Source organism: Roseobacter sp. HKCCD6576-2 (assembly GCF_013179285.1).
Taxonomy (GTDB): domain Bacteria; phylum Pseudomonadota; class Alphaproteobacteria; order Rhodobacterales; family Rhodobacteraceae; genus Rhodophyticola; species Rhodophyticola oceani.
This window is the reverse complement of sequence record NZ_WVNW01000001.1, coordinates 1,085,010-1,108,891: the sequence shown is the minus strand read 5'-3', so window position 1 is coordinate 1,108,891 and position 23,882 is coordinate 1,085,010. Positions and strand designations below refer to the sequence as shown.

Here is a 23,882-nt window from a genome sequence, read left to right as displayed (position 1 = left end):
TCGGCAAAATATGCCATGCTTCCAAGCTGTTGGGAGTGTGACCAGTGGATCAGATTATCGATATCGCCGTCGATGGGCGGCACCTGTCGCGCGATCGCGGCTTCCTGAAAGTCTCTGAAAATGGCCAGGAGATTGGCCGCACTCCGCTTGATCAGATCGCTGGCGTTATCGTGCACGCCCATGGCACGACCTGGTCCACATCGCTCCTGACAGAACTGGCCGATCGCGGCGCGCCAGTAGTCTTGTGCGGGTCCAATCATGCGCCGCGCTCTGTCCTGATGCCGCTGGAAGGCCACCATGCGCAGGGCGGTCGCCTGCGCGCGCAATGGCAGGCCAAAGCGACGCTCATGAAACAGGCTTGGAAGCAGATCGTGGCCTCCAAAATCGCGATGCAAGCCGCTGCCCTTGAGGCGGTGGGTCAGTCCCCCGCGCCCCTGCGGATGATGATCCGCAAAGTCACCTCGGGCGACAAAACCAATATCGAAGCGCAGGCCGCCCGCCACTACTGGCCACGAATGATGGGCGATGACTTCCGGCGCGACACCAACGCGCCAGACGTCAATGCGCTCCTGAATTACGGCTATACCGTCCTGCGCGCGACCACCGCCCGCGCCGTCGTTGCCGCCGGGTTGCACCCTTCCATTGGGTTGCATCATTCCAATCGCGGCAACGCGTTTGCGCTGGCCGATGATCTGATGGAGCCCTTCCGCCCTCTGGTCGATTGCGCCGCGCGCCGTCTGGCCACACAAAACGGCGCGAAGGTCGACACAGCAGCCAAGCAAGCACTGGCCCGATTGATCGCCATTGATCTGCCTCTCGATGACGCGATGAGTCCGGTTTCTATCGCCGTGATCAAACTCGCCACCTCGCTTGGGCAAAGCTTCGAGACCGGCAAGCTCTCTCTCGCCCTGCCGCGACCGCCCGATACCCTGACGCTCGCGGGGTTGGGTGCATGACCTTTCAGCCCGCCATTCTTTCAGGATACCGCCTCATGTGGATACTTGTGATGTTCGACCTGCCCACCGACACCAAGCCGCAGCGCAAAGCGGCCACGGATTTCCGCAACTTCCTGCTCGACGGGGGCTTCGAGCGGAGCCAGTTTTCGGTCTATGCCCGGTTTGTGAATGGCAAGGAGGCGTTTCAGACCCGGGTGACCCGTATCGAACGGAACCTCCCTGCGATGGGCGACATTCAGATCCTCAATTTCACGGATCGTCAGTATCGAGATATCATTCATTTCTCAGATCAAGGGCGACGCGCGGCGCGCAAGAATCCAGAGCAATTGGTGATGTTTTGAAGATAATTGAGCGGATTTGCGTAACAACAAACCGTGTATCCTCTTGTAAAAACAAGAAGATACACGGCGATCGAGTTTAGCCATTCAGAATTCGAGGTCCAGCCGCAACACGGCTGGAGGCCAGAAGATTGGCCAGAGTAGTTTAGCCATTCAGAATTCGAGGTCCAGCCGCAACTCGCCCGGATAGGGGCGCAGCTTGTTATGGAGTTTAGCCATTCAGAATTCGAGGTCCAGCCGCAACTCCTGGCCGGACATCCGGTTGAAGAGATCGGAGTTTAGCCATTCAGAATTCGAGGTCCAGCCGCAACGCGTCGAAGCCGCCCTTGCCAAAAGGCGCGAGTTTAGCCATTCAGAATTCGAGGTCCAGCCGCAACCGTTGCCTGCATCCCCTCGCATGGCCCAGCAACCGGACGCACAGACTCGGATGCCGAACAGCTAGTCGACATCCCGTCTCTCGCCCCTTCGGCCCACCGCCATCGTCGCCGATCTACGGCCCGGCTTAGCCCCGGGATGGGAATCGCTTGACAACTTTGCGGCACGCGAACCAAAGTAAAATTGGTTCGGACCAAATCCACTTTGGTCCCGGTTCTGGAGAAAGCCGTGCGCGATACAGCTCAGATCATGCAAGACAACGCGTCGCTCGCTCGCGCCAAGATTCGCGAGTTGATCCGTCGTGGCGCGGTCGAGAAAGACGGAAAACTTCCGACAGAACGGGAGCTATCTGGGCGCTTCAATGTCAGCCGCCGGGCCGTGCGCCGGGCACTAGATGCGTTGGAGGTCGAAGGGCTGGTTTGGCGACGTCAGGGCAAGGGTACGTTCATCGGCGAGCCACCAAACCCCAACGATCATTTGATCGCCGCGCTCGCGCCCGATATCGACCCCATCGGGGTGATGGAGGCGCGCCTGGCAGTCGAGCCTGAACTGGCCGCGCTTTGCGCCCGCCGGGCGACCGCCGAGGATGTCGCGCGGATGCGTGACTTGGCTGACCGAGCATCGCAGGTGACCGATTCCGATGCTGCCGAGCTCTGGGACGGCGCGCTGCACCGTTTTATCGCCCGCGTCGCCGATAACCCGATCTTGCACGCCGCATTTGGCCTGATCAATGACGTGCGAAGCGACGCCCGCTGGCAGACCGAGCGCCAGATGGCCCGCTCGACCAAGCTCGTCATGGAATACGATGCGCAGCACCTGGACATCATCGCCGCGATCGACGCCCGCGACGAAGATGCGGCGCGCAACGCGATGCGCGCCCATCTCAACGCGCTCAAGACCAACTTGGAATCCGCCCGCCAGAAAGGGCCATCATGACCGCCACACCTGCACCTCTTTTGGAGGTTGCCCATCTGTCGATCCGGTTGGGACGTTTGCCACAGAACATCGTCGATGATGTCTCTTTCACGCTGAATGCTGGTGAAACCTTGTGCCTTGTGGGGGAGAGCGGCTGCGGCAAGAGTCTGACCGCTCTGGCGCTGATGGGGCTCTTGCAATCTCCGCCTCTGGCGATTGCTGGCGGGACCGCGCGATTTGAGGGGGAAGACCTGCTGACGATGCCGCCCACGCGCCTGCGCGAGACCCGCGGCGGCCGGATGGCGATGATTTTTCAAGAACCGATGACCTCGCTAAACCCAGCGATCAAAATCGGGGAGCAAATCGCGGAGTCCGTCCGGCGGCACAAACGTGTCTCCCCCGCCGCCGCGCGGGAGCGCGCTTTGGAAATGCTGCGCCGGGTGCGCATCCCGGCCCCGGAAAAACGGCTTGATGAGTTTCCGCATCAGCTCTCTGGCGGTATGCGCCAACGGGCGATGATCGCCATGGCGCTGGCCAATGACCCGCAACTCTTGATCGCGGATGAACCCACCACGGCGCTGGACGTGACGATTCAGGCGCAGATTCTCGAGCTTATGCGCGACCTGCAATCGGAAACGGGTGCCGCGATGATCATGATCACCCATGACCTGGGCGTTGTGGCAGAGATGGCCGATAAGGTCGCCGTGATGTATGGCGGTCGCATTGTCGAGGCGGGCACGACCGAGGCGGTCTTCACCGATCCGCAGCACCCTTACACAATCGGCTTGATGAGCTCGATGCCCTCCCTTGGGGATCGTCATGACCGGCTTGTCACCGTGCCAGGTTTGGTGCCGCAACCAGCCGAGATGCCCTCAGGCTGCCGGTTTGTCACACGATGCCCCTTTGCCGCGCCGATCTGTGCCGATGTGCCGCCGTTGCAAAGCTGCGGCGAAGATCACGCCGTCGCCTGCGCCCGCGCCCCGCTGGAAACCCTGGCCGCCGCAGAAATGCAGGAGACAGGAACATGAGCACGGCCCTGTCCGCGCGAAACCTGCGCAAGGAATTTGTTACCGCCCGCCCGCTTTTCGGCGCTCCGACGGTGGTTCGCGCCGTCGATGGCGTGTCGCTCGACATCGAGGCAGGGGAGACTTTCGCGATCGTCGGGGAAAGTGGCTGCGGCAAGTCCACCTTGGCCCGGCTGCTCTTGCGGTTGATCGATCCGACCGATGGCGAGGTCTGGTTCAATGGCGAGGACTTGGCCCATATCGATACCGCCCGAATGCGGGCCCTGCGAAAGGACCTGCAGTTCATTTTCCAGGATCCGTTTTCGTCGCTGAACCCGCGGATGACCGTCGGCGCGCTGATCGCCGAACCGATGGAAGCCCATGACATCGGCACCGCCGAAAGCCGCCGTGACCGGGTGGCCGAACTTCTGACCCGCGTTGGTCTCCCCACGGCCGCCGCAGATCGGTTTCCGCATGAGTTCTCCGGCGGCCAGCGGCAGCGGATCGGCATCGCGCGGGCCTTGGCCACAAGACCGACCGTGTTGATCGGGGATGAGCCGGTCTCGGCGCTTGATGTTTCGATCCAGGCCCAGGTGATCAACCTGTTGGAAGATTTGAAAGACGAGTTGGGCCTGACCCTTGTGGTGATCGCGCACGATCTGGCCGTGATCCGGCACATGGCGGATCGGGTGGCGGTGATGTATCTCGGGGAAGTGGTCGAATGCGGCCCGGCCGATGCGCTGTATGAGCAGCCACGTCATCCTTATACCGAGACGCTGCTGGCCGCGATCCCAATCGCCGAATATGGCGCGCGCCGGGCCAGGATCGCGGTTGAAGGTGATCCACCCAACCCCATCGCGCCGCCGCCTGGCTGCCGGTTCCACACGCGCTGCCCCTATGCCACCGATCTGTGCAAAACCGAGCGGCCGACGCTGAGCGCCCTGCCCGATGGCCGCCAAGTCGCCTGCCACCACGCCCAAGATTTGACGCTTGAGGGCTTGACCAGCATCGAACCCGCCCGGAGCGCCGCCGCCGCAGAGCGCTTCGCCCTTTACGCACGCGGATCAAGCGCATCGGCCACCGAAAATCCGAATAACGACTCGTAAGTGAGCACCCAAATCCGAACAGATGGAGGAATTCCAGAATGATACGAACGAAACATATCGCCCTTGCGCTGGCCTTTGGGGTCGCGGCAACGGCCCTTCAAGCGCAGGATTTGCGCATCGGCTTGCAAGAGGACCCCGACGTCCTTGACCCGGACCAATCGCGCACATTCGTGGGGCGGATCGTCTATGCCTCAATGTGCGACAAGCTGGTCGATATCACCCCGGGCCTTGAGATCATCCCGCAACTGGCCACTGGTTGGGAATGGTCCGACGATGGCCTGCAACTGACCATGACCCTCCGCGAGGGCGTCGTCTTCCACGATGGCACGGCGTTTAACGCCGAGGCGGTCGCAGCCAATATCGACCGCAGCCAGAACCTGCCGGAGAGCCGCCGGAAGTCGGAACTGGGCTCGATCACCGGGGTTGAGGTGGTCGATGACTACACGATTACCTTCACGCTCGGCGCGCCGGACGCGACCCTCTTGGCCCAATTCGCCGACCGCGCGGGCATGATGCTGTCGCCCACGGCCTTTGAAGCGGCGGGAACCGATTTCGGCCTCAATCCGGTGTGCTCCGGCCCGTTCAGCTTCGTTGAGCGGATTCAGCAAGACCGCATCGTGCTTGATCGGTTCGCTGATTACTGGAACGCCGATGCGATCAACGTCGACAGCGTGACCTTCCTCCCGATGCCCGACACCACCGTGCGTCTGGCCAACCTGCGCGCTGGCGATCTGGATATGTTGGAGCGTCTTGCGGCCACCGATGTGGCCTCGGTTCAGGCCGACGATAGCCTGACGATGGAACAGGCCGTGTCGCTTGGTTACCAGGGGATTACGATCAATGTGGCCAATGGGGCGGGTGCCGACAATCCGCTTGGGCAAGACGAACGCATTCGCCAAGCGTTGTCGCTTTCGATCGACCGCAACGTGATCAACCAGGTCGTGTTTGAAGGTGCCTTTGCCCCTGGAAACCAGCCCTTCCCGCCAACCTCGCCCTGGTACAATGACGCCTACCCTGTGCCTGAGCGTGATGTGGAGGCCGCGCGCGCGCTTCTGGCCGAAGCCGGATTTGCCGATGGGATCGACATCACCGTTCAGGTGCCGAACAACCCTGTCCAACTGCAGATGATGCAGGTGGTTCAGGCCATGGCTTCGGAAGCCGGGATCAATATCGAGTTGCAGGCCAAGGAGTTCGCCACCCTGCTCGCCGATCAATCCGCCGGTGACTATCAGGCAAGCCAGGTTGGCTGGTCTGGCCGGGTCGACCCCGATGGCAACATCCACCAGTTCATGACCACCGATGGCGGCATCAACGACAGCGCCTATTCCAACCCAGAGGTTGACCGATTGCTGAACGAGGCGCGGACCTCGACCGACACCGATGTGCGCTTAGCCAGCTACAATGCCGCGCGGGATATTCTGATCGAGGATACGCCGATCATCTATCTTTACCACGTGACCTGGATCTGGGCGCTGGATGATGCGGTGCAGGGGTTCGTGCCCTACCCCGACGGGATGATCCGCCTGGAAGGTGTCACCCTGGCCGAATAATCGGCTGATCTAAACTGGCTCCGCGCGACACCCCTCGTCGCGCGGGCCACCCCCACGCCGCCTTCACCCCTGGGAGAGCGCAATGCTGGCCTTCATCGGACGCCGTATCCTCATCGCGATCCCGACGATCATCCTGATCTCGGTTTTCGTCTTCACCTTGCAGCATCTGCTACCCGGCGATCCGATCCTGGTTTTGGCGGGAGAAGAGCGAGACCCCGAAGTCATCGAGTTCCTACGGGAGAAGTACCGCCTAAATGACCCGATCCCGATCCAGTATCTGGCCTGGGTCGGCAATGCGCTTCAAGGCGACCTAGGCATTTCGCTCAGGACAAATCAGCCGGTTCTGGAACTGATCGGTGAGAAGCTTCCGGTCACCTTACAATTGGCCACGATGGCGCTGATCATTGCCATGGTGATCGGCATCCCGGCGGGTGTCCTCTCGGCCTATAAGAAAGGCACCTGGATCGACTGGGTCGCCAATGTCGTTGCCCTTTCGGGCCTCTCAGTGCCGAATTTCTGGCTGGGGATCATGATGATCCTTCTGGTCTCGGTGCAGCTTGGCTGGCTGCCCGCCTCGGGCTATCAGCCTTTTGCTGATGACCCGCTCCAATCGATCAAGACCATGCTGATGCCCGCTTTCGTTCTGGGAACGGCGATTGCCGCAACGCTGATGCGGCACACCCGCTCAGCGATGCTGAGCGTGCTGAAATCCGATTATATCCGCACCGCGCGCGCCAAAGGCCTGGCGGAGCGCGTGGTGTTGGTGAAACACGCCCTCCGCAATGCGCTTGTGCCAATTGTCACGGTCACAACCTTGATTTTTGGAGAGCTTCTGGCCGGCGCCGTGTTGACCGAGCAGATCTTCACGATCCCCGGCTTTGGCAAGCTCGTCGTCGATGCGGTCTTTAACCGTGACTACGCGGTGGTGCAGGGCATCGTGCTGTGTACCGGGATCGCGTTCATCTTCATGAACCTGCTGGCCGATGTGGCCCAACGCATTCTCAACCCACGTATGAGGGACAAATGAGCGCTCTGACCGATTCACAGACGCCCGCAGGGACGCTCCCCAAAAGGCGGAGCCGCTTCTGGGCCAAGATGCGCAAAAACCCCGCGGCGCTTCTGGGCGGCGCGCTGGTCCTGTTTTTTGTCATTGTGGCGGTAATGGCTCCGCTGATGCCGATCGTCGACCCAACCGCGACGGACTGGCTGGCCGTGCGGCAAGCGCCGTCGGCCGCGCATCCTTTCGGCACCGATGAGATTGGCCGCGATGTTCTCTCCCGCATGATCTGGGGCGCGCAGGCATCGCTTCTGGCCGGGGTGGTCTCGGTCGCGATCGCGGTGTGCCTCGGCGTGCCGCTTGGTGTTGCCGCCGGTTACATGGGCGGCTGGACCGATGCGGTGATCAGCCGGGTGACCGAGGCGCTTCTGGCCGCACCCTTCCTGATCCTAGCGATTGCGCTGGCGGCCTTCTTGGGCCCCAATCTGACCAATGCGATGATCGCCATCGGTGTGTCTGCCATGCCGATTTTCATCCGTCTGTCCCGGGCGCAAACCATGTCGGTGATGACCGAAGACTATGTGGAAAGCGCCCGCGCCGTGGGCCTGAAACCCCTTGTTCTGGTGCGCCGCTACATCCTGCCGAATATCTTCCCGCCCCTGCTAGTGCAGGCCACACTCACCATCGCAACCGCGATCATTGCTGAGGCCTCCCTGTCTTTCCTTGGGCTGGGGCAACAGCCGCCCGCGCCGTCTTGGGGCTCTATGCTGAACGTGGCGAAAAACTTCCTGGAACAAGCGCCCTGGATGGCGCTTTACCCCGGCGCGGCGATCTTCCTGGTCGTGCTGGGGTTCAACCTGCTCGGCGACGGTCTGCGCGATGCGCTTGACCCGCGTGATCACTAATGGCTCGACTATGAAAGGCGTGTTCCCAAAATGACGTTTACGACCCGTCCCGAAATCACTGGCACCTTTGGGGTTGCCACGTCGACCCATTGGATCGCCTCCGCCATTGGCATGAAAATCCTCGAAAGCGGCGGCAACGCCTTCGATGCGGCGGCGGCCATGGGCTTTGCCCTCACCGTTGTGGAACCACATCTGAACGGGCCGTTGGGCGATATGCCACTGATGATCCGCACCGCCGGGGCCGAGGCGCCGCAAATGATCTGCGGACAGGGCACCGCCCCCGCGAAGGCCACGATAGCACATTACAAAAGCGAGGGGCTAACGCTGATCCCCGGCTCGGGACTTCTGGCCACGGTCGTGCCCGGTGCGTTCGGGGCTTGGATGCTGATGCTGCGCGATCACGGCAAACTGTCGCTGCGCGAGGTTTTGGAACCCGCGATCCACTACGCCCGGCGTGGCCATCCGGTTCTGCCCCGCGTTGCCCATACCATCGCCGGATTGGCCACGTTCTTCGAGGAGGAATGGCCGACGTCGCACGCGACCTGGCTGCCGGGTGGGTCCGCCCCCAAGCCGGGCGAATTGTTCCGCAATCCCGACCTGGCCGACACGTGGGACCGCCTGCTGGGAGAGGCTGAGGCGGTTGACGGTCGGGAAGCGCAGATCGAAGCGGCGACAGACGCATTCTACAAAGGCTTCATCGCCGAGGCGATCGATGATTATCTGCAAACCGCCAGCGTGATGGATGCCGCAGGCGGTCGCCGCAAAGGCGTGTTGGCCGGCCAAGACATGGCCGATTGGCAAGCCACCTACGAAGACCCGCTCAGCGTTGACTATCACGGTTGGAAAGTCTGGAAAGGCGGCACTTGGACCCAAGGCCCGACGCTGCTGCAATCTTTGATGACTCTGTCTGGCCTCGACATCGCCGCGATGGATCTGAATGGCGCAGAGTTCGTTCATACCGTCACCGAGGCGATGAAACTAAGCTTCGCAGATCGCGAGGCCTATTACGGCGACCCGCTCCATACCGACATCCCGGTGGAAACCCTGCTTTCGGCGGAGTATGCGGCCACACGACGCGCGCAGATCGGTGCAACGGCGTCTTTGGACCAACGCCCCGGCCAGATTGCAGGTCATGAGGCCTGGGCAGAGGCCGCTATCGACAGGGCTGGGCGCGATATGGCCGCAGGCCCGGGCATCGGCGCTGGTGAACCAACCATGGCGCATTTGACCGAGCGGCGCGGCGACACGGTGCATATCGATGTGATCGACCAATGGGGCAACATGGTTTCGGCCACGCCGTCGGGCGGCTGGCTGCAGTCATCGCCGGTGGTTCCGGGCTTGGGTATGCCACTCAATTCGCGCGCGCAGATGTTCTGGCTGGACGAAGGCCTACCAACGTCGCTGGCGCCCGGCCGGCGACCGCGCACGACCCTCTCGCCCTCGATGGCGGCGCGGACGGATGGCTCACTAGATCTGACCTTCGGCACGCCCGGCGGCGACCAACAGGATCAATGGCAGCTGATCTATTTCCTGCGCCTGGTCCATGGCGGCCTGAACCTGCAAGAAGGGATCGACGCGCCGCTGTTCCATACCGGGCATCTCCAATCCTCCTTCTATCCGCGTGGCGTGCGGCCGGGTCACCTGATGGTGGAGCCGGCCTTTGACGAGGCGGTGATCGCCGATCTGCGTCGCCGGGGCCATGATATCGAACTGGCCGAGCCTTGGACCGTGGGTCGCCTGACCGCCGCCTCGCGTGATCGGGACGGGCTGCTCAAAGCCGCCGCCACCCCGCGCCTCATGCAAGCCTACGCCGCCGGGCGTTGAGACAGGAGAACCGAGCATGACCTATTCCATCGCCGCCCGGGATGCCGAAACCGGCCAATACGGCGTCGCCGTGGCCAGCCGGTTCTTCGCCGTCGGTGCGCTGGTGCCGCATCTGCGAGGCGGCAAATGCGCCGTGGCCACGCAAGCCTTCGTGAGCCCGATCTGGGGCATCGAAGCCGCGGATCGCATGGCCAAGGGCGAAGCGGCCGCCGATGTCATGGCCGATTTGGTCGCGCGCGACGGTGGCCAAGCGATCCGCCAAATCCACATGATCGATGCGCAGGGCCAAACCGCTGCCCATACCGGCTCGGATTGCGTTGAGTGGTGCGGGCATATCGCCGGTAATGGCGTGTCGGTGGCGGGTAATATGTTGGCCGGACCTGCCGTGATCGCGGACAGTTTGGCGGCGTATGAGGCGCATCTGCACATGCCGCTCCCTGAACGTCTGATGACCGCGATGGAGGCGGGCCAAGCCGCAGGCGGCGACAAGCGCGGCACCCAATCCGCCGCTCTCGTCGTGCACCGGACCGAAGATTACCCATGGCTATCGCTGCGGGCTGATGACCACCCTGATCCGCTCGAAGAGATCCGGCGCCTCTATGATGTGGCCCATGAGCGCTTCGTCCATGTGGCCGATGCCATGCCGACGCGAGACAATTTCTCGGGCACAACCGACCGAACTGGGATCGATGCCGCGATCATGGCCTCCGACGAGAAACGCCGTGCCGAAGGGCGCGCCAGCCGCTCATTCGCGACAGAGTTGCTAGCCTGATTGCCCAGGCCGCAACCTGCGTTTGGCCGAGGGCTTCGGCGTCTCTACGGCGGCAACGGGAACCGGCGGCCCTTCACCAAGTGGTGCCTTGGGCCTTCGGGCGGCTGTATCACCTCAATCCGGCGCCTCGAAATCCAAGCGATCCGGACGATAGTTGAAGAGTTCCAGCCGGGCGGGCTTGTCCTTTCCCAATCTAATTGATGTTAGACTGGCCGGCGCGACGGGGATGATCCGGGCGGGATTGAGGTTCAAAAACCGTTGCAGCACTGCGCGGATGACACCGCCATGACACACCACAAGTAGGTTCCGGCAAGGAGTCACAGCGGCCTCGTCAATCACCGCCGTGACCCGGTTTGAGAAGGCCGTCCAACTTTCGCCACCCGGCGGAGATCCATTGCCCGCGCGCCAGTCGAGATAGGCCTGCTCGTCCTCAGCTTCGATTTCCGGGATCCCGCGCCCGGTCCAGTCGCCTACATCGATCTCCCTGAGCCGGTCGGTGAATGTCACATCCGGCGCACCGATCCGCGCCGCGGTTTCACGCACCCGTTTGAGATCGGAGGAGATGGCCCGGCACGGCCCGATATGCGCGATCACCGGTCTCAAGGCATCGGCCTGCTGACGGCCAAGCGCGGTCAACGCAATATCCGCCTGTCCCTGCAGCCGATGATCGGCGTTCCATTCCGATTGGCCATGACGAACAAGAAGTACACGCATCAGCGGATCCTTTCGCCGTCAGGGCCAAACCAGCTATCGGGTTCGGGCGGCAGTTGGAACTGTACGATATCGCCAATGCGCGCCGTGGGTGCCTGATCGACGATCGCGGTCAGACGAAGACCTCCTCCCAAGCCCGTCACCATGGTGCGCCCGGCAATTGCACTCATCTCAACCAGCTCCATCGGGAGCGTTGTCGCGGTTTCCTCGGCAGCCATACCCATCGCTTCGGCCCGGTACATCGCCATGCAGTCATCCGCTGGCGGCTGAACCGGCATATGCCGTCCGCCGACCTTGTAGCCGGTGCCGTTCTTCACCACCGGCACCATATTGTTGGGCGGCGTGCCCACGAAAGTGGCCACAAAGGCCGTCTCCGGGTGGTCGATCAGATCGGCCGGTGTGCCGAATTGCTGGACTCGACCATGGTTCATCACGGCGACATGGCTGGCCATCGTCATCGCCTCGATCTGGTCATGGGTGACATAAACGGTCGTGGCGCCCGTGGCGCGGTGTAGCCGCATCAGCTCGGTCCGCATCTCGACCCGGAGCTTGGCGTCAAGGTTCGAGAGCGGTTCGTCGAAGAGCAACACCGAGGGTTTCGGGGCGATGGTTCGGGCGATGGCCACGCGCTGCTGCTGTCCGCCGGAAATCTCATTGGGATACCGGTCGGCGAGTGGGCCGATGTCGAGGAGCGCCAACACTTCTTCGACGCGGGCGGCGCGCTCAGATTTCGCCATCCCGGCGACTTTCAACGGCCAGTCCACATTGCCGCGCACCGACATGTGCGGCCAGAGCGCGTAGGACTGGAACACCAGCCCGGAGTGGCGTTTGGCCGGGTCGACCGACCAGTTTTTGTCGCCATCCGACACCACATGACCGTCAAACACGATCTGCCCCGCGCTTGGCAACTCCAGCCCCGCCAGCATCCGCAGAAGCGTGGTCTTGCCGCAGCCAGAGGGCCCGAGCAGGACCAGAAAAGCGCCATCGGGGACAGAAATCGAGACGTCTTTGACGGCCTCGAAGCTTCCGAATTTCTTATAGAGGTTTTTGATCTCAAGCATCGCTCAGACCTTCAGTTTTGCAGCCAGGGCTGGGATTTGGTTTGCAGCCGCTGCGCGATAAGCGTTGCGGCGATCGAAATGGCCAGGATCACCACGGTGATCGCATTGGCGAATTGGGTGAACCCTTCCGAAGCGTAGCGATAGGCCACGACCGAGAGGACCGGCATCGTCGGTGTGAAGAGCAGCACCACGAGTGACAGATCGCGGATGATTTTCACGAAGATCAGGATACCGCCTGCGGCCAACCCGCGGATTGCCAAGGGCACGGTAATCGCCGCCAACCGGCGGAGAAACCCCGCGCCGGTGATCCGAGCGCTTTCCTCCAACTCACCGCCCACCTGTTGGATCACGGCACGGCCTGTTTGCACCGAAAACGGGAGGAGATAGGCGGTGCCGGCGATCACCAGCAGCGCGAAGGTGCCGTAGAGCGCGGGCAGCGGGCCGATCGGCGCGCCAAGATAGGCGATATAGGCCGCGCCGAAGGCAATGCCGGGCACCAGAAGTGGCAGGAAACTGATCTGAGTGATCGCCGCCGACATCCAGCCCTCGCGGTAACGCGCGGCGGTGTAGGAGGCCAGAAGCCCGACCGCCATGCCGGTGAAGGCCACCGCCAGGCCAAGGCTCAGCGTGACCCACAGCGCCCGCAAGATATCCGAGTTATGGACGATACCTGCAGTGCCCTGCGCGAAGTCTGGGCGGCTCTCCCCCAGCCAGAAATGCAACGTCCAGTTCGAGAACAGGTCCGACGAGGATTGCGCGAAGCTGGACGCGGTTAGCACAATCACCGGCACCACGGTCGAGGCCATCAGGAGGGTCATCGCCACGGCGAAAAGCGGCCAGCGCGCGCCGCGCAGATCGAAGCGCTTGGCACGTCCGCCCTTGCCGGTAATCGTCGCGTAGGAGCGGCGGCCCGAGACGATCCTGTTGCCCGCCCAGAGGAAGGCACCCGAGATCAAAACCAGCATGATGCCGATGACATAGCCCCGGCTTACTTGCCCGACCTCGATCATCCCGAAAAGACGGGTGGAGAGGGTCTGCATCCTTACCGGCAGGCCCAGAAGCGCCGGTGTGGCGAAGTTCGAGACGGCCCCTGCAAAACAAAGCGATCCGGCGGCGACCAACGCGGGCGTCGTAACGGGCAGGATGATCCCCATCAGAATGCGCCGCCCTTTGGCACCGGCGATCTGCGCCGCCTCGACCAGATCGGAATTCACCGTGGCCAGCGCCGCGGCGATGATCGTAAAGGCAAGGGAGAAGTAATGCAGTGTCAGCACGATCAGGGTCGGCACCATGCCCCAGGCCAGCCAGTCCGGCACATCCAGGCCGGAGCCTTGCAGAAACCCGACCTGCCCCCCCACACGGTCATTCCGAAACAGCGTGCCCCAGGCGAGCGCCGCGGCAAAGCTCGGGATCATGAAGGGCAGGGTCGCCATCACCCCGATCAGTTTGCGGTAAGGCACGTTGGTCATCACCACCAGCCAAGCCAGAAACCCGCCAATCAAGACACAGAAACTGGCCACGACAACGCCAATGATCAGCGTATTGGTCAGCGGCTTGTAAAACAGGTTTTCGCTCAGCCGTCCGGTCAGAACATCGGCCCAGGCGCGCAGGTTTTCAGGCTCCAGGGTGAACAAGACAGTCCGGAGCAGCGGCAGCACAATCAGCGCGATCAGAAGGGCGAGAACGACCGTCTTCAACACGGTGCCCTGTTTGAACAAGACACGCCGTCCTCGACCGTTCATGGCGACATCGGCCATCTCAGGTAGTCCTTCGTTTGATGACAGGAAGAGTAAGGTGGGGGCGGGCATCTCACAACGCCCACCCCTGCGCGGGAGAGGCCCGTTATTGCAGGGTCAAGACCAGATCCCCGATTTCGGCGCGGATCGTGGCGGTTTCCGCCGGATTGATGCGCCATGCGGTGAAATCTTCCAGAGGCACAGCATCGGGATGCGGCGGGATATCGGTCCGCGTCACATAATCGCCCGCCACATAGAAGGGGGCGAGGCCAGGGCCGCCGGTTTCACTTTCGTCGCCCATCAGGAAGTCGATGACCAAACGCGCAGCGGCCGGGTTGTTCGGCTCGGTTGCGAGCGCGACGACTGCAGGGAAGATGATACCGGGCGCCGGGCTCACATCATTGGCCACTTGTAGCGCCCACCCCTCATCTTCATTGTCGCGACGGTCGGAATAGGAGGTGAAGCCCACCGGTGGGTTCTCCTGCCCAAGCGCGCCGACTGCGGCATTTACATCATCGGTAGAACCGACAAGGATCAGGTCATTGGCGAAGAGGTCCATGATGAACTGCTCGCCCGCGTTGGCCGCGCCATCCAGTTCGATTGCCATCCCGAATTGCGCCTCATAGGCCTCGGCCATCTGGTCGGATTGCAGCACGATCTCCGTCATCAAGTCGAGATAATCGCCCCGTTGCAGCGGATCGACCATGATGACGCGTCCGCGCCACTCATCGGTTGTCAGTTCCCAAAGGTTCGACACCGGCGCGCCGTTGGGGTTCGCTTCTTCATTATACATCAAGACCTTGGTCGAGAGGCGTTGCGCGAGAAGCGGGGTTTGGAATTCCGCCGGAACCCGGTCGGCCACGCGCGGCGGCACATAAGGCGCGATAATCCCGGCCTCCAGAAGCGCGGTCAGCACCACAGGCGTGTCCGAGATATAGATGACATCGGCATTGGTGACACCGGCTTGCGCCTCAGCGGTCAGACGCGCGATTTGTTCAGTCGACGAGATGTCGAACCCTTGCAAATCGACGTTCGGATAGGCCTCTTCAAAGGCCATCTCGACCCGCCCAATTCGGCTGGTGAAGGAATAGACGATCACCTTGCCTTCCGCCTCTGCCATGGGCAGCAACTCGTCCGCCGTCATCTCGTTCAGATGGCCATCGGCGAATGCGACCGTCGCCGTAGACAAAGCGATAGCGATCGCGCCGAGGCGCGTTTTCATCAGAACCTTCATGATCTTCTCCCTTGGGTTCGTCCTTGGTTATTCGAACCGCTCGATGAGTTGCCCCAGATGTTCGAGTTTCTTGAGTGACTCTTCTCTTTCCGTATGCCCCGCCGCGATGACAATGGCATTACATACGGTCATCGGCACGGTGAGTGTTTGAAACGCGTCCGGATCGCCCGAGCGCGGCGCGGCCAGCAGATGATCGGGCGCGGGCGACAGCAAAGCACCGGAGGTGCCTGAGATGACGATTGTCTGCGCCCCTGCATCGCGGGCCGTCTCGAGCAGCGCCGCATAAGCGCGCGGCGCGCGGCGAAATGCAAAGGTCAAGACGGCGTCTCCAGCGCGCAGGCCCAAAGCTTGTTCGGCCAAACCGCGCGGATCGGCCGCCAGCTTATGAACATCCTTGCCGAAGCGCCGAAATCGTTTGATCATCAACAGCGACAAGACTTCGGCATTGCCATAACCATAGACGAAGATCCGACCGGCCCGCATCAGAACCTCCGCCACTTCAGCGATTTGATCGGCGGTAATGAAGTCTTCGATCCGTTCGAGCGCTTGGGCCTCATCCGCGGCGAGCTTGCCCAAAACCGTATCAGAATTGCCCTCGGCAATCGTTTTTTCAAAACGGGTTGCGGTGTCTCGGGTGGCTATAAACTCGTCTCGCAACGCATCGCGGAAAGCGGCGTAGCTGTCATAGCCAAGCTTGCGCGCCAGGCGCGAGGCCGTCGCCTCATGCACGCCCACGGCCTTGGCCAACTCATTCGCTGTTCCAAGGGCCGCGGTGGTTGGGCTGTCGATGACAGATTGCACCAATCGCCGTTCATTTGGCGTGAGATTGGTGGCCTCACCGGAAATCTTCTCGAGAAGAGACATGATATTCGAATCCCCTTTGCGCAACTAAACTTGCACAGGTAACTTATAATTGCAAGTTAACTTGCAATCACTGCGGTAGATATTGGTTTCCACGACGCCTCTGACCGAAGACAGAGGTCGTTAGACATACGGAGATTTGCGTGTTAATTATAGGTTTCACGCGCTAGGTTGGGCCCCGGCGCGCGCCGCCCAGGCAAGCCAGACTAGCGCAGATGGCGGCCGCCATTTCGCTTAACTAGACACGAAATGCACTGTCACGCGTCAAACCCGAGCCCTCAATGGGTTCCGAAAGAGCCGTTGACCAAACACACTTCCAGTTCGGCCAGAGTGTCACCGGGGATCGCCCGGCAACAAGCAACGATTGCTCTCGCCCGACGACACGTCCAAGCCTATTGCGCTCCGGCACCGCTTTTGACCAGCTTCAACAGCGCCACCAACATGGCCTGGCCAACCGTGGCCCCCTGCCCGACGCCGACAAAGGCGTCATTGTCCCGCGACGACGATTCCCGCAGCGAACAGCGCCAGTGCCCATCGGGCTCCAACGCCTTGCCATGAAGCGAGATCGTCCAGCCCGGCAAACAGGTATCGACCAGATGTAGCGCCCCATCGGTGACGGATAGCCCGTCGAAATCCAGCGCCGCAGTACTTGGAAACCGATCCGCGATCTTGGCACTGACCGCACCAAGTACGGCGACATCCAAACCGTCTGTCGCTTCTACCTGAGCCAAGAGCGTGTTGATCTGGTCCTCTGTCATGGCGTCGAGTCCTTGCGTTTTTGTCATCATCGGTCGGCATCTCCCGACACCAGCCAAACTAACCACAGTTCCCACAACCAGAAATTGATTCACCTCAAATCGCGACGCCGCGCATCCGGCCATACTGCGCCAGGAATGGCCGCAAACACGCCGAGGAGGGCGACATGCAATCTGACATCAAAACAGTGATCTGGTTCGAGACGTTGTCGCGGGGCGATGTGGCCCTTGTGGGTGGCAAAAACAGCTCACTGGGCGAGATGGTGCAGCAATTGGGCGCGAAAGGCATCCAGGTTCCGCCGGGTTTCGCCACCACATCGGATGCGTTTCGCGGCTTCATCGAGGCCAATGGGCTGAACGGTTTCATTGCGGAGACGATGGAAGATCTGGCCGCGCATAAGATCACGTTGCAAGACGCCGGATCGTCGATTCGCGCCGCGATTGTGAAGGGCGATTGGCCCGAGGCGAGCCGCAAAGCGATTCTCGACGCGTATGCCGAACTCTCCGCGCGCGCCGGGGTCACCGACATGCCCGTCGCCGTCCGCTCCAGCGCCACGGCGGAAGACTTGCCCGATGCCAGCTTCGCCGGGCAGCAAGAAACCTTCCTCAATGTCCGCGGCGAGACCGCGCTCTTGGCCGCCTGTTCCCGCTGCTACGCCTCGCTCTTCACCGATCGCGCCATTACTTATCGCACCCTCAAAGGCTTCGATCATAACCAGGTCGCGCTCTCCATCGGTGTGCAGCGTATGGTGCGATCCGATATCGGCGGCTCAGGTGTGATGTTCTCCATCGATACCGAGACCGGGTTTGACAAAGTGGTCTTAATCAATGCGGCCTGGGGCCTTGGCGAAAACGTCGTTCAGGGCGCCGTCAACCCCGATGAATACATGGTCTACAAACCACTTTTGGATCAGCCCGACCTTGTGCCCATTGTCGAGAAAGCCTTGGGCGCAAAAGAGAAAAAGATGATCTATGCTGGACGCGCCGGCGGCGACATCAAAAACGTGCCGACCTCGAAAGTCGAACGCGCATCCTTTGTGCTGAGCGACGCTGAGATTCTTGAGCTTGGCCGCCAAGCCGCAACCATCGAAGAGCATTACGGCCAGCCAATGGATATGGAATGGGCCAAGGATGGCGAGACGGGCGAGCTTTTCATCGTCCAAGCCCGCCCCGAAACCGTGCAATCCCGGGCCGATACCGGGGCGGTCAAATCCTACACCGTGAAAGAGGCGGGTGAGGTCATCCTGACCGGCTTGAGCGTCGGCGCGGCGGTCGCGACGGGGCGCATCTGCCTGATCGAACATGCCGCTGATATCGACCGTTTTGTCGATGGCGCGATCTTGGTGACTTCCACCACCGATCCCGATTGGGTGCCAATCATGAAACGCGCCGCAGCGATCATCACCGACCATGGCGGCCGCACCTCCCACGCCGCGATTGTCAGCCGCGAGTTGGGCCTGCCGGCCATCGTCGGCACCGGCAACGCGACCCAGGTGCTACACGATGAGCAAGAGGTGACGGTCGATTGCGCCAGCGGCGATACCGGGATGATCCACGCCGGCATCGCGGAATATGAGGTGGAGGAGCTGCGCCTCGACCATGTTCCCGAGACCAAGACTCGGATCATGCTGAACCTCGCCAACCCATCGGCTGCGTTCCGTTGGTGGCGCCTGCCGGCCGAAGGGGTTGGCCTCGCGCGGATGGAATTCGTCGTGAACAATGCCGTGCAGGTCCACCCGATGGCTTTGGTGAACTATGACAGCTTGCCGGAGAATGAGGTCAAAGAGCAGATCGCCGATCTCACCCTTGGCTATGATCATAAACCGGATTTCTTCGTCGAAACCTTGGCCCGGGGCCTCTCGCGGATCTGTTCGGTGGTCTATCCGAAACCGGTCATCATCCGGATGAGCGATTTCAAGACCAATGAATATGCCGAATTGCTCGGCGGCCATGATTTCGAGCCGTCGGAAGAAAACCCGATGATCGGCTTCCGCGGCGCGTCCCGCTATTACTCGCCGCGCTATCGCGACGGGTTTGCGCTGGAATGCAAAGCGATCAAGATGCTGCGCGAGACGATGGGTTTCGACAATGCCATCGTGATGATCCCGTTCTGCCGCACCCCCGGCGAGGCCGACAAAGTATTGGAGGTTATGGCCGAAAACGGCTTGGCACGGGGCGAAAACGGTTTGCAGGTCTATGTGATGGGCGAAATCCCGTCGAATGTGATCCGGGCCGAAGAGTTTGCCGAGCGGTTCGTCGGGTTCTCCATCGGGTCCAACGACTTGACGCAGTTGACCCTCGGGATCGATCGCGACGGCGAAGAGCTGGCCGACCTTTTCCGCGAGGATGACCCTGCGGTGCTGTGGATGATCGAAACCCTGATCACCCGCGCCCATGCCGTGGGCGCGAAAGTCGGGCTCTGCGGCCAGGCGCCTTCGAATGACCCGGCCTTTGCCCGACGTCTGGTCGAGGCGGGGATCGACACGATCTCCGTCACGCCCGACAGCTTCCTGGCCGTCAAAACCCACGTGGCGGCCGCCGAGGGCTAAACTGGTCGCGTTCCACCGATCCGCGCTTGGATTGATACGCGCGGATCGGCTAGACTGCGCCCGACCAATCGGGCCAGCGAGCAGATATGCCCTCAGATCAGACCTTTAACGTCTTCGTCGTCGGCCAGGCCGGTCGGCTGCAATACGAAGCCGCGCTCTTCGCGGCCTCGTTCCGGCATTTCAACCCAGATTTTCCCGGCAAGCTTTTCATCGCTGAGCCACAGCCGGGTGGCGCATGGCCAAATGACCCACGGATCAATGACGAGGCGGTCCGCCAACTCCTAGACCGGTTGGGGGCCGAAATCCTCCCCTTCGAGGCGCAGCATTTCGGCCAATCCTACCCCTATGGCAACAAGATCGAAGCGCTCAGCGCCCTGCCGAAAGACGAACCGTTCGTCTTTTTCGATACCGATACGCTGATCACTGGCGATCTCACCGAGATTCCCGTCGATTTTTCCAAACCCTCCGCCTCGCTCCGCCGCGAAGGCACTTGGCCGCAACTGGAACTCTACGGACCCGGCTATACCGCCACGTGGAAATCGCTCTATGACAAGTTCGGGCTCGATTTCGAAAGCTCGCTCGACCTCGGCCATCCCGATGAATACTGGCAGCGCTATCTCTATTTCAATGCGGGCCTTTTCTACTACAAATGCCCACACGTGTTTGGCGAGAAGTTTCTCGATTACGCCCTGGCGATCCGGGACGAGCGACCGGAGGAGTTGGTCTGCCAGTCGCTCGATCCCTGGCTTGATCAGGTCGCGCTGCCACTGGTGATCCATGCACTCGGCGGCGGGCGCGACGCACTCGACCCCGGCTGGCTCGATGGGTCCCACAGCTGCCACTACCGGGTTCTGCCGCTGCTATATGCACGCGAGGCCCAATCGGTGATTGATGTCTTGGAAGAGGTCACGGCGCCGAACTGGATCAAAAAGGTTCTGAAAGCCTATGAGCCGATGAAGCGGATGATCTATCAATCCAAAGGCCAGAAGGCCCGCGCGCTCTTCGATCAAGAGAACCTGCCGCGCAAAGAGCAAGCCATCCGCAATGCGCTCAAACGCGAGAAGCTCTGGCTCCGCTGATGCCACCTGCGCGCCGGAGATATGCGCCGCAGGCATCCAACGGCAAATCTCTTCGCAACGCTTCAGGCTCGGGTTCACCGCCCCACAAACCCCAAAAAAGAAAGCCCCGGCGCATGCGCCGGGACCGTTGGATTACGGAAAGAACTGTGGAGATCACCCGGCGCTGGCCGGCTCCTCTTTCGAGCGTTCGATATAGATCATCAGCGGCTGTGCATCCGAGGTCACGGCCTCTTCATTCACCACAACCTCTTCGACGCCTTCGAGACCGGGCAGATCGAACATAGTATCCAGAAGGATATCCTCCATGATCGACCGCAGACCCCGCGCGCCGGTTTTCCGCTCAATCGCGCGCTTCGCAATCGCGCCCAGCGCGTCATCGGTGAACTTCAGCTTCGCATCTTCCAACTCGAAAAGCCGCTGATATTGTTTGACCAAAGCGTTTTTCGGCTCGGTCAGGATCGTCACCAGCGCGCTTTCATCCAGGTCTTCCAGAGTCGCGATCACCGGCAGACGGCCAACGAATTCCGGGATCAACCCGAATTTCAGCAGATCCTCAGGCTCAAGCTCTTTGAAATGCTCGCCAACGCTCTTCTCGCTCTCATCGCGCACATCGGCACCAAAGCCCATGGCGGAGCCCTTGCCCCGCTGCGCGATGATCTTGTCGAGACCCGCGAAGGCACCGCCGCAGATGAAGAGGATATTCGTTGTATCCACTTGCAGGAATTCCTGCTGCGGATGCTTGCGGCCACCTTGTGGCGGCACGGAGGCAACCGTGCCTTCCATGATTTTCAGAAGCGCCTGCTGCACCCCCTCGCCCGAGACATCACGGGTGATCGACGGGTTGTCCGATTTGCGGGTGATCTTATCGACCTCGTCGATATAAACGATCCCGCGCTGCGCCCGGTCCACGTTGTATTCCGACGCCTGCAACAGCTTCAGGATGATGTTCTCGACATCCTCGCCGACATACCCGGCCTCGGTCAGCGTGGTCGCATCGGCCATGGTAAACGGCACATCGAGAATCCGAGCCAGCGTCTGCGCCAAGAGCGTCTTGCCGCAGCCGGTTGGGCCAATCAGCAGGATATTTGACTTCGCCAATTCGATATCGGTTTTGCCTGCGTGGTTCAGGCGTTTGTAATGATTGTGCACCGCCACCGACAGAACCCGTTTCGCATGGGCCTGGCCGATCACGTAATCGTCTAGCACCTCGCAAATCTCTTTCGGGCTCGGCACGCCATCGGTGGATTTCAGACCCGCCGACTTCGTCTCTTCGCGGATGATGTCCATACAAAGCTCGACGCATTCATCGCAGATGAACACCGTCGGCCCCGCAATCAGCTTGCGGACCTCATGCTGGCTTTTGCCGCAGAACGAGCAATAAAGCGTGTTCTTTGAGTCGCTGCCGGATGAATTTGCCATATCGTCTACCTCAACGGGTTGCGTCCGGAGGCCCGCCCAGAGCCAGAATGGCCCATATCTGGGATGCCGTTCGCGGCAGCCTAGAACAGGCCAAACCCGGCCACAACGCCAAAATGTGTGCGGCGGGGCCAACCCCGCCGCATTGTGATCGTCTAGCTATCGTCGCCATCCGCCACGCGGTTTTCGACGATTTCGTCAATATGGCCCCAATCCTTGGCCTCTTCCGGCGACATGAAATTGTCGCGCTCCAGGGCTTTTTCCACCTCTTTCAAGGTGTTGCCCGTGTGTTTGACATAGATACCATAGAGCTGCTCTTTGACCTTCTGTGTCTCAGCGGCGTGGATCATAATGTCCGTCGCCTGGCCCTGATAGCCGCCCGAGGGTTGGTGCACCATGATCCGCGCATTGGGCAGCGAGAAGCGCATGCCCGCCTCCCCGGCGACCGACAGGACCGAGCCCATCGAGCCCGCTTGGCCAACAACCAGGGTCGAAACCTTCGGTTTGATGTATTGCATCGTGTCGTAAATCGACAGGCCTGAGGTCACCACGCCCCCAGGCGAATTGATATACATCGAGATTTCTTTCGTCGGGTTCTCGGCTTCGAGGTGCAAAAGCTGCGCCACGACCAGTTGGCTCATCCCGTCATGGATTGGGCCATTGACGAAAATGATCCGCTCTTTCAGGAGCCGCGAAAAGATATCATAGGCGCGTTCGCCGCGGCTGGTCTGTTCGACCACCATCGGCACGAGATTGTTCTGAAGATAATCAACGGGGTCTTGCATCGGGTCCTGCCTGTCTGATCTCGGAAGAGTCTTATGAACTTACGGTTAAGAGAGTCTTAGTTGTGGGTCACCGGGGCTTCAAGGGGCGGCGATCCGCCGAGATATCCCCGATTGACAGAATCGTAAGTAGATACTTACGGTAAGCCATGGCGAACGCAAGACCCACTCCAGAAGAAGCCATCGCCGCGCTCGGCGACCCGACCCGCCGCGCGATCGTTGAGCAGCTGCGTCACGGCGCGCTCCCGGTGGGCGAACTGGCCCAAGGCTTAACCGTCAGCCGCCCGGCAGTGTCGCAGCATCTCAAAATTCTCAGCGATGTCGGCTTGTTGGAGGTCACGCCTCGCGGCACCCGCCGGGTCTATGCGCTTGCACCGGATGGCGTCGCAGCCCTGCGCCGCTATCTCGACGGGCTTTGGGATGACGCTCTATCTGCATTCGCAGCCGAGGCCGAAACCCGTGCCTCTAGCCCCAACACGGAGACCGATTCATGACCGATCCAATCGAAAAAACCGTCACCGTTCCTCTGCCGCCTCATGAGGCTTTTGATCTTTTCACCAAAGATATCGCCAAATGGTGGCCGCTCGACAGCCATTTTCTCTCTGCGTCCCACGGGGAGACCGCCGCCAATGTCACAGTTGACCCCCGCGAAGGCGGCCAAATCATTGAAACCCAGCCAGATGGCGAGACCGCCCCTTGGGCGACAGTGACCGAATGGCGCCCCGGGGCGCGTCTATCGCTCGACTGGTATGTCGGGCGCGACCCGTCCGAAGCGACCCAGATCACCGTCACCTTCACGCCAGAAGGCCCGGGCACGCGGGTCGATCTGACCCATGGCGGCTTTGCAGTCTTGGTCAGCGCCGCCACCGAGACGATGGCGGGCTATCAGACCGGTTGGGATCATGTCTTGGGCAGTTGCTATCGCGGCGCCTGCACCAAACGCGCGGCCTAACCGC

22 protein-coding genes and 1 CRISPR repeat array are annotated in these 23,882 nt (G+C 61.4%); of the genes, 14 read left to right on the top strand and 8 right to left on the bottom strand.

The window, feature by feature from the left end; all coding sequences use genetic code 11:
- Positions 1–44: 44 nt before the first annotated feature.
- The 10 genes from cas1 to GTF44_RS05500 all read left to right on the top strand — a co-directional run bounded on the left by cas1 (position 45) and on the right by GTF44_RS05500 (position 10,742).
- On the top strand, positions 45–956 hold the full coding sequence (gene cas1 / locus GTF44_RS05545; RefSeq protein ID WP_171558120.1) for a type II CRISPR-associated endonuclease Cas1: 912 nt from the start codon (positions 45–47) through the stop codon (positions 954–956).
- 35 nt (positions 957–991) lie between these two features.
- Positions 992–1,297: a CRISPR-associated endonuclease Cas2 gene (gene cas2, locus GTF44_RS05540; RefSeq protein WP_171558118.1), complete on the top strand. Its 306-nt coding sequence runs from the start codon at positions 992–994 to the stop codon at positions 1,295–1,297.
- Between the two features lie 72 nt (positions 1,298–1,369).
- A CRISPR array of direct repeats spans positions 1,370–1,671; the repeat unit is 36 nt; unit sequence AGTTTAGCCATTCAGAATTCGAGGTCCAGCCGCAAC.
- A gap of 226 nt (positions 1,672–1,897) precedes the next feature.
- The gene (locus GTF44_RS05535; RefSeq protein WP_171558117.1) at positions 1,898–2,605 is read left to right on the top strand and encodes a FadR/GntR family transcriptional regulator; all 708 of its coding nucleotides are present in this window, start codon (positions 1,898–1,900) and stop codon (positions 2,603–2,605) included.
- The gene (locus tag GTF44_RS05530) at positions 2,602–3,612 is read left to right on the top strand and encodes an ABC transporter ATP-binding protein (RefSeq protein WP_171558115.1); all 1,011 of its coding nucleotides are present in this window, start codon (positions 2,602–2,604) and stop codon (positions 3,610–3,612) included. Before GTF44_RS05535 ends, GTF44_RS05530 begins: the two co-directional genes overlap by 4 nt.
- Positions 3,609–4,694 carry an ABC transporter ATP-binding protein gene (locus GTF44_RS05525; RefSeq protein WP_171558113.1) on the top strand — a complete coding sequence of 362 codons (1,086 nt, stop codon included), beginning with the start codon at positions 3,609–3,611 and terminating at the stop codon, positions 4,692–4,694. The genes GTF44_RS05530 and GTF44_RS05525 overlap by 4 nt, the downstream gene beginning before the upstream one ends.
- A 38-nt stretch (positions 4,695–4,732) precedes the next feature.
- Entirely contained in the window at positions 4,733–6,244 is a 1,512-nt protein-coding gene (locus tag GTF44_RS05520) for an ABC transporter substrate-binding protein (RefSeq protein WP_171558112.1), read from the top strand.
- 82 nt (positions 6,245–6,326) lie between these two features.
- Positions 6,327–7,271, top strand: a complete 945-nt coding sequence (locus GTF44_RS05515) for an ABC transporter permease (protein ID WP_171558110.1) — start codon at positions 6,327–6,329, stop codon at positions 7,269–7,271.
- Positions 7,268–8,146: an ABC transporter permease gene (locus tag GTF44_RS05510; protein WP_171558108.1), complete on the top strand. Its 879-nt coding sequence runs from the start codon at positions 7,268–7,270 to the stop codon at positions 8,144–8,146. The genes GTF44_RS05515 and GTF44_RS05510 overlap by 4 nt, the downstream gene beginning before the upstream one ends.
- A gap of 30 nt (positions 8,147–8,176) precedes the next feature.
- Positions 8,177–9,970, top strand: coding sequence for a gamma-glutamyltransferase family protein (locus tag GTF44_RS05505; RefSeq protein WP_171558106.1), 1,794 nt, complete (start codon positions 8,177–8,179; stop codon positions 9,968–9,970).
- 16 nt (positions 9,971–9,986) lie between these two features.
- On the top strand, positions 9,987–10,742 hold the full coding sequence (locus tag GTF44_RS05500) for a DUF1028 domain-containing protein (protein ID WP_171558105.1): 756 nt from the start codon (positions 9,987–9,989) through the stop codon (positions 10,740–10,742).
- A gap of 114 nt (positions 10,743–10,856) precedes the next feature.
- Here the strand turns inward: GTF44_RS05500 and GTF44_RS05495 are convergent, their stop codons facing one another.
- The 6 genes from GTF44_RS05495 to GTF44_RS05470 form a co-directional block, all read right to left on the bottom strand.
- The gene (locus GTF44_RS05495) at positions 10,857–11,456 is read right to left on the bottom strand and encodes a histidine phosphatase family protein (RefSeq protein WP_216364867.1); all 600 of its coding nucleotides are present in this window, start codon (positions 11,454–11,456) and stop codon (positions 10,857–10,859) included.
- Positions 11,456–12,514 (bottom strand): ABC transporter ATP-binding protein, encoded by a 1,059-nt coding sequence (locus GTF44_RS05490; RefSeq protein WP_171558103.1) that lies wholly within the window; start codon positions 12,512–12,514, stop codon positions 11,456–11,458. Before GTF44_RS05490 ends, GTF44_RS05495 begins: the two co-directional genes overlap by 1 nt.
- Positions 12,515–12,525: 11 nt before the next feature.
- Positions 12,526–14,271 (bottom strand): iron ABC transporter permease, encoded by a 1,746-nt coding sequence (locus GTF44_RS05485; RefSeq protein WP_216364866.1) that lies wholly within the window; start codon positions 14,269–14,271, stop codon positions 12,526–12,528.
- A gap of 85 nt (positions 14,272–14,356) precedes the next feature.
- Positions 14,357–15,484, bottom strand: a complete 1,128-nt coding sequence (locus tag GTF44_RS05480) for an ABC transporter substrate-binding protein (RefSeq protein ID WP_171558100.1) — start codon at positions 15,482–15,484, stop codon at positions 14,357–14,359.
- A gap of 27 nt (positions 15,485–15,511) precedes the next feature.
- A complete protein-coding gene (locus tag GTF44_RS05475; protein ID WP_145210774.1) occupies positions 15,512–16,348 on the bottom strand; it encodes a MurR/RpiR family transcriptional regulator in 837 nt (278 codons plus the stop codon).
- Between the two features lie 389 nt (positions 16,349–16,737).
- Positions 16,738–17,103 carry a hypothetical protein gene (locus GTF44_RS05470; RefSeq protein ID WP_171558098.1) on the bottom strand — a complete coding sequence of 122 codons (366 nt, stop codon included), beginning with the start codon at positions 17,101–17,103 and terminating at the stop codon, positions 16,738–16,740.
- 164 nt (positions 17,104–17,267) lie between these two features.
- Here GTF44_RS05470 and ppsA point away from each other — a divergent pair, with 164 nt between their 5' ends.
- Positions 17,268–19,649 (top strand): phosphoenolpyruvate synthase, encoded by a 2,382-nt coding sequence (ppsA, locus tag GTF44_RS05465; protein ID WP_171558096.1) that lies wholly within the window; start codon positions 17,268–17,270, stop codon positions 19,647–19,649.
- Between the two features lie 86 nt (positions 19,650–19,735).
- Positions 19,736–20,728, top strand: coding sequence for a hypothetical protein (locus GTF44_RS05460; protein ID WP_171558094.1), 993 nt, complete (start codon positions 19,736–19,738; stop codon positions 20,726–20,728).
- A gap of 153 nt (positions 20,729–20,881) precedes the next feature.
- Here the strand turns inward: GTF44_RS05460 and clpX are convergent, their stop codons facing one another.
- Entirely contained in the window at positions 20,882–22,147 is a 1,266-nt protein-coding gene (clpX, locus tag GTF44_RS05455) for an ATP-dependent Clp protease ATP-binding subunit ClpX (RefSeq protein ID WP_171558093.1), read from the bottom strand.
- Between the two features lie 152 nt (positions 22,148–22,299).
- Positions 22,300–22,929, bottom strand: coding sequence for an ATP-dependent Clp protease proteolytic subunit (locus GTF44_RS05450; RefSeq protein WP_145210791.1), 630 nt, complete (start codon positions 22,927–22,929; stop codon positions 22,300–22,302).
- Positions 22,930–23,075: 146 nt separating this feature from the next.
- Here GTF44_RS05450 and GTF44_RS05445 point away from each other — a divergent pair, with 146 nt between their 5' ends.
- Together GTF44_RS05445 and GTF44_RS05440 are read left to right on the top strand one after the other, a co-directional pair.
- On the top strand, positions 23,076–23,420 hold the full coding sequence (locus GTF44_RS05445; RefSeq protein WP_171558091.1) for a helix-turn-helix transcriptional regulator: 345 nt from the start codon (positions 23,076–23,078) through the stop codon (positions 23,418–23,420).
- Positions 23,417–23,878: an SRPBCC domain-containing protein gene (locus GTF44_RS05440; protein WP_171558089.1), complete on the top strand. Its 462-nt coding sequence runs from the start codon at positions 23,417–23,419 to the stop codon at positions 23,876–23,878. The genes GTF44_RS05445 and GTF44_RS05440 overlap by 4 nt, the downstream gene beginning before the upstream one ends.
- Positions 23,879–23,882: the final 4 nt, after the last annotated feature.

Excerpts from the sequence above, each read along its gene's own strand:
- cas2 (WP_171558118.1), top strand. The coding sequence starts at position 992 with ATGTGGATACTTGTGATGTTCGACCTGCCCACCGACACCAAGCCGCAG.
- GTF44_RS05530 (WP_171558115.1), top strand. The coding sequence starts at position 2,602 with ATGACCGCCACACCTGCACCTCTTTTGGAGGTTGCCCATCTGTCGATC.
- GTF44_RS05525 (WP_171558113.1), top strand. The coding sequence starts at position 3,609 with ATGAGCACGGCCCTGTCCGCGCGAAACCTGCGCAAGGAATTTGTTACC.
- GTF44_RS05520 (WP_171558112.1), top strand. The coding sequence starts at position 4,733 with ATGATACGAACGAAACATATCGCCCTTGCGCTGGCCTTTGGGGTCGCG.
- GTF44_RS05515 (WP_171558110.1), top strand. The coding sequence starts at position 6,327 with ATGCTGGCCTTCATCGGACGCCGTATCCTCATCGCGATCCCGACGATC.
- GTF44_RS05510 (WP_171558108.1), top strand. The coding sequence starts at position 7,268 with ATGAGCGCTCTGACCGATTCACAGACGCCCGCAGGGACGCTCCCCAAA.
- GTF44_RS05505 (WP_171558106.1), top strand. The coding sequence starts at position 8,177 with ATGACGTTTACGACCCGTCCCGAAATCACTGGCACCTTTGGGGTTGCC.
- GTF44_RS05500 (WP_171558105.1), top strand. The coding sequence starts at position 9,987 with ATGACCTATTCCATCGCCGCCCGGGATGCCGAAACCGGCCAATACGGC.
- GTF44_RS05495 (WP_216364867.1), bottom strand. The coding sequence starts at position 11,456 with ATGCGTGTACTTCTTGTTCGTCATGGCCAATCGGAATGGAACGCCGAT.
- GTF44_RS05490 (WP_171558103.1), bottom strand. The coding sequence starts at position 12,514 with ATGCTTGAGATCAAAAACCTCTATAAGAAATTCGGAAGCTTCGAGGCC.
- GTF44_RS05485 (WP_216364866.1), bottom strand. The coding sequence starts at position 14,271 with ATGGCCGATGTCGCCATGAACGGTCGAGGACGGCGTGTCTTGTTCAAA.
- GTF44_RS05480 (WP_171558100.1), bottom strand. The coding sequence starts at position 15,484 with ATGAAGGTTCTGATGAAAACGCGCCTCGGCGCGATCGCTATCGCTTTG.
- GTF44_RS05475 (WP_145210774.1), bottom strand. The coding sequence starts at position 16,348 with ATGTCTCTTCTCGAGAAGATTTCCGGTGAGGCCACCAATCTCACGCCA.
- GTF44_RS05470 (WP_171558098.1), bottom strand. The coding sequence starts at position 17,103 with ATGACAGAGGACCAGATCAACACGCTCTTGGCTCAGGTAGAAGCGACA.
- ppsA (WP_171558096.1), top strand. The coding sequence starts at position 17,268 with ATGCAATCTGACATCAAAACAGTGATCTGGTTCGAGACGTTGTCGCGG.
- GTF44_RS05460 (WP_171558094.1), top strand. The coding sequence starts at position 19,736 with ATGCCCTCAGATCAGACCTTTAACGTCTTCGTCGTCGGCCAGGCCGGT.
- clpX (WP_171558093.1), bottom strand. The coding sequence starts at position 22,147 with ATGGCAAATTCATCCGGCAGCGACTCAAAGAACACGCTTTATTGCTCG.
- GTF44_RS05450 (WP_145210791.1), bottom strand. The coding sequence starts at position 22,929 with ATGCAAGACCCCGTTGATTATCTTCAGAACAATCTCGTGCCGATGGTG.
- GTF44_RS05445 (WP_171558091.1), top strand. The coding sequence starts at position 23,076 with ATGGCGAACGCAAGACCCACTCCAGAAGAAGCCATCGCCGCGCTCGGC.
- GTF44_RS05440 (WP_171558089.1), top strand. The coding sequence starts at position 23,417 with ATGACCGATCCAATCGAAAAAACCGTCACCGTTCCTCTGCCGCCTCAT.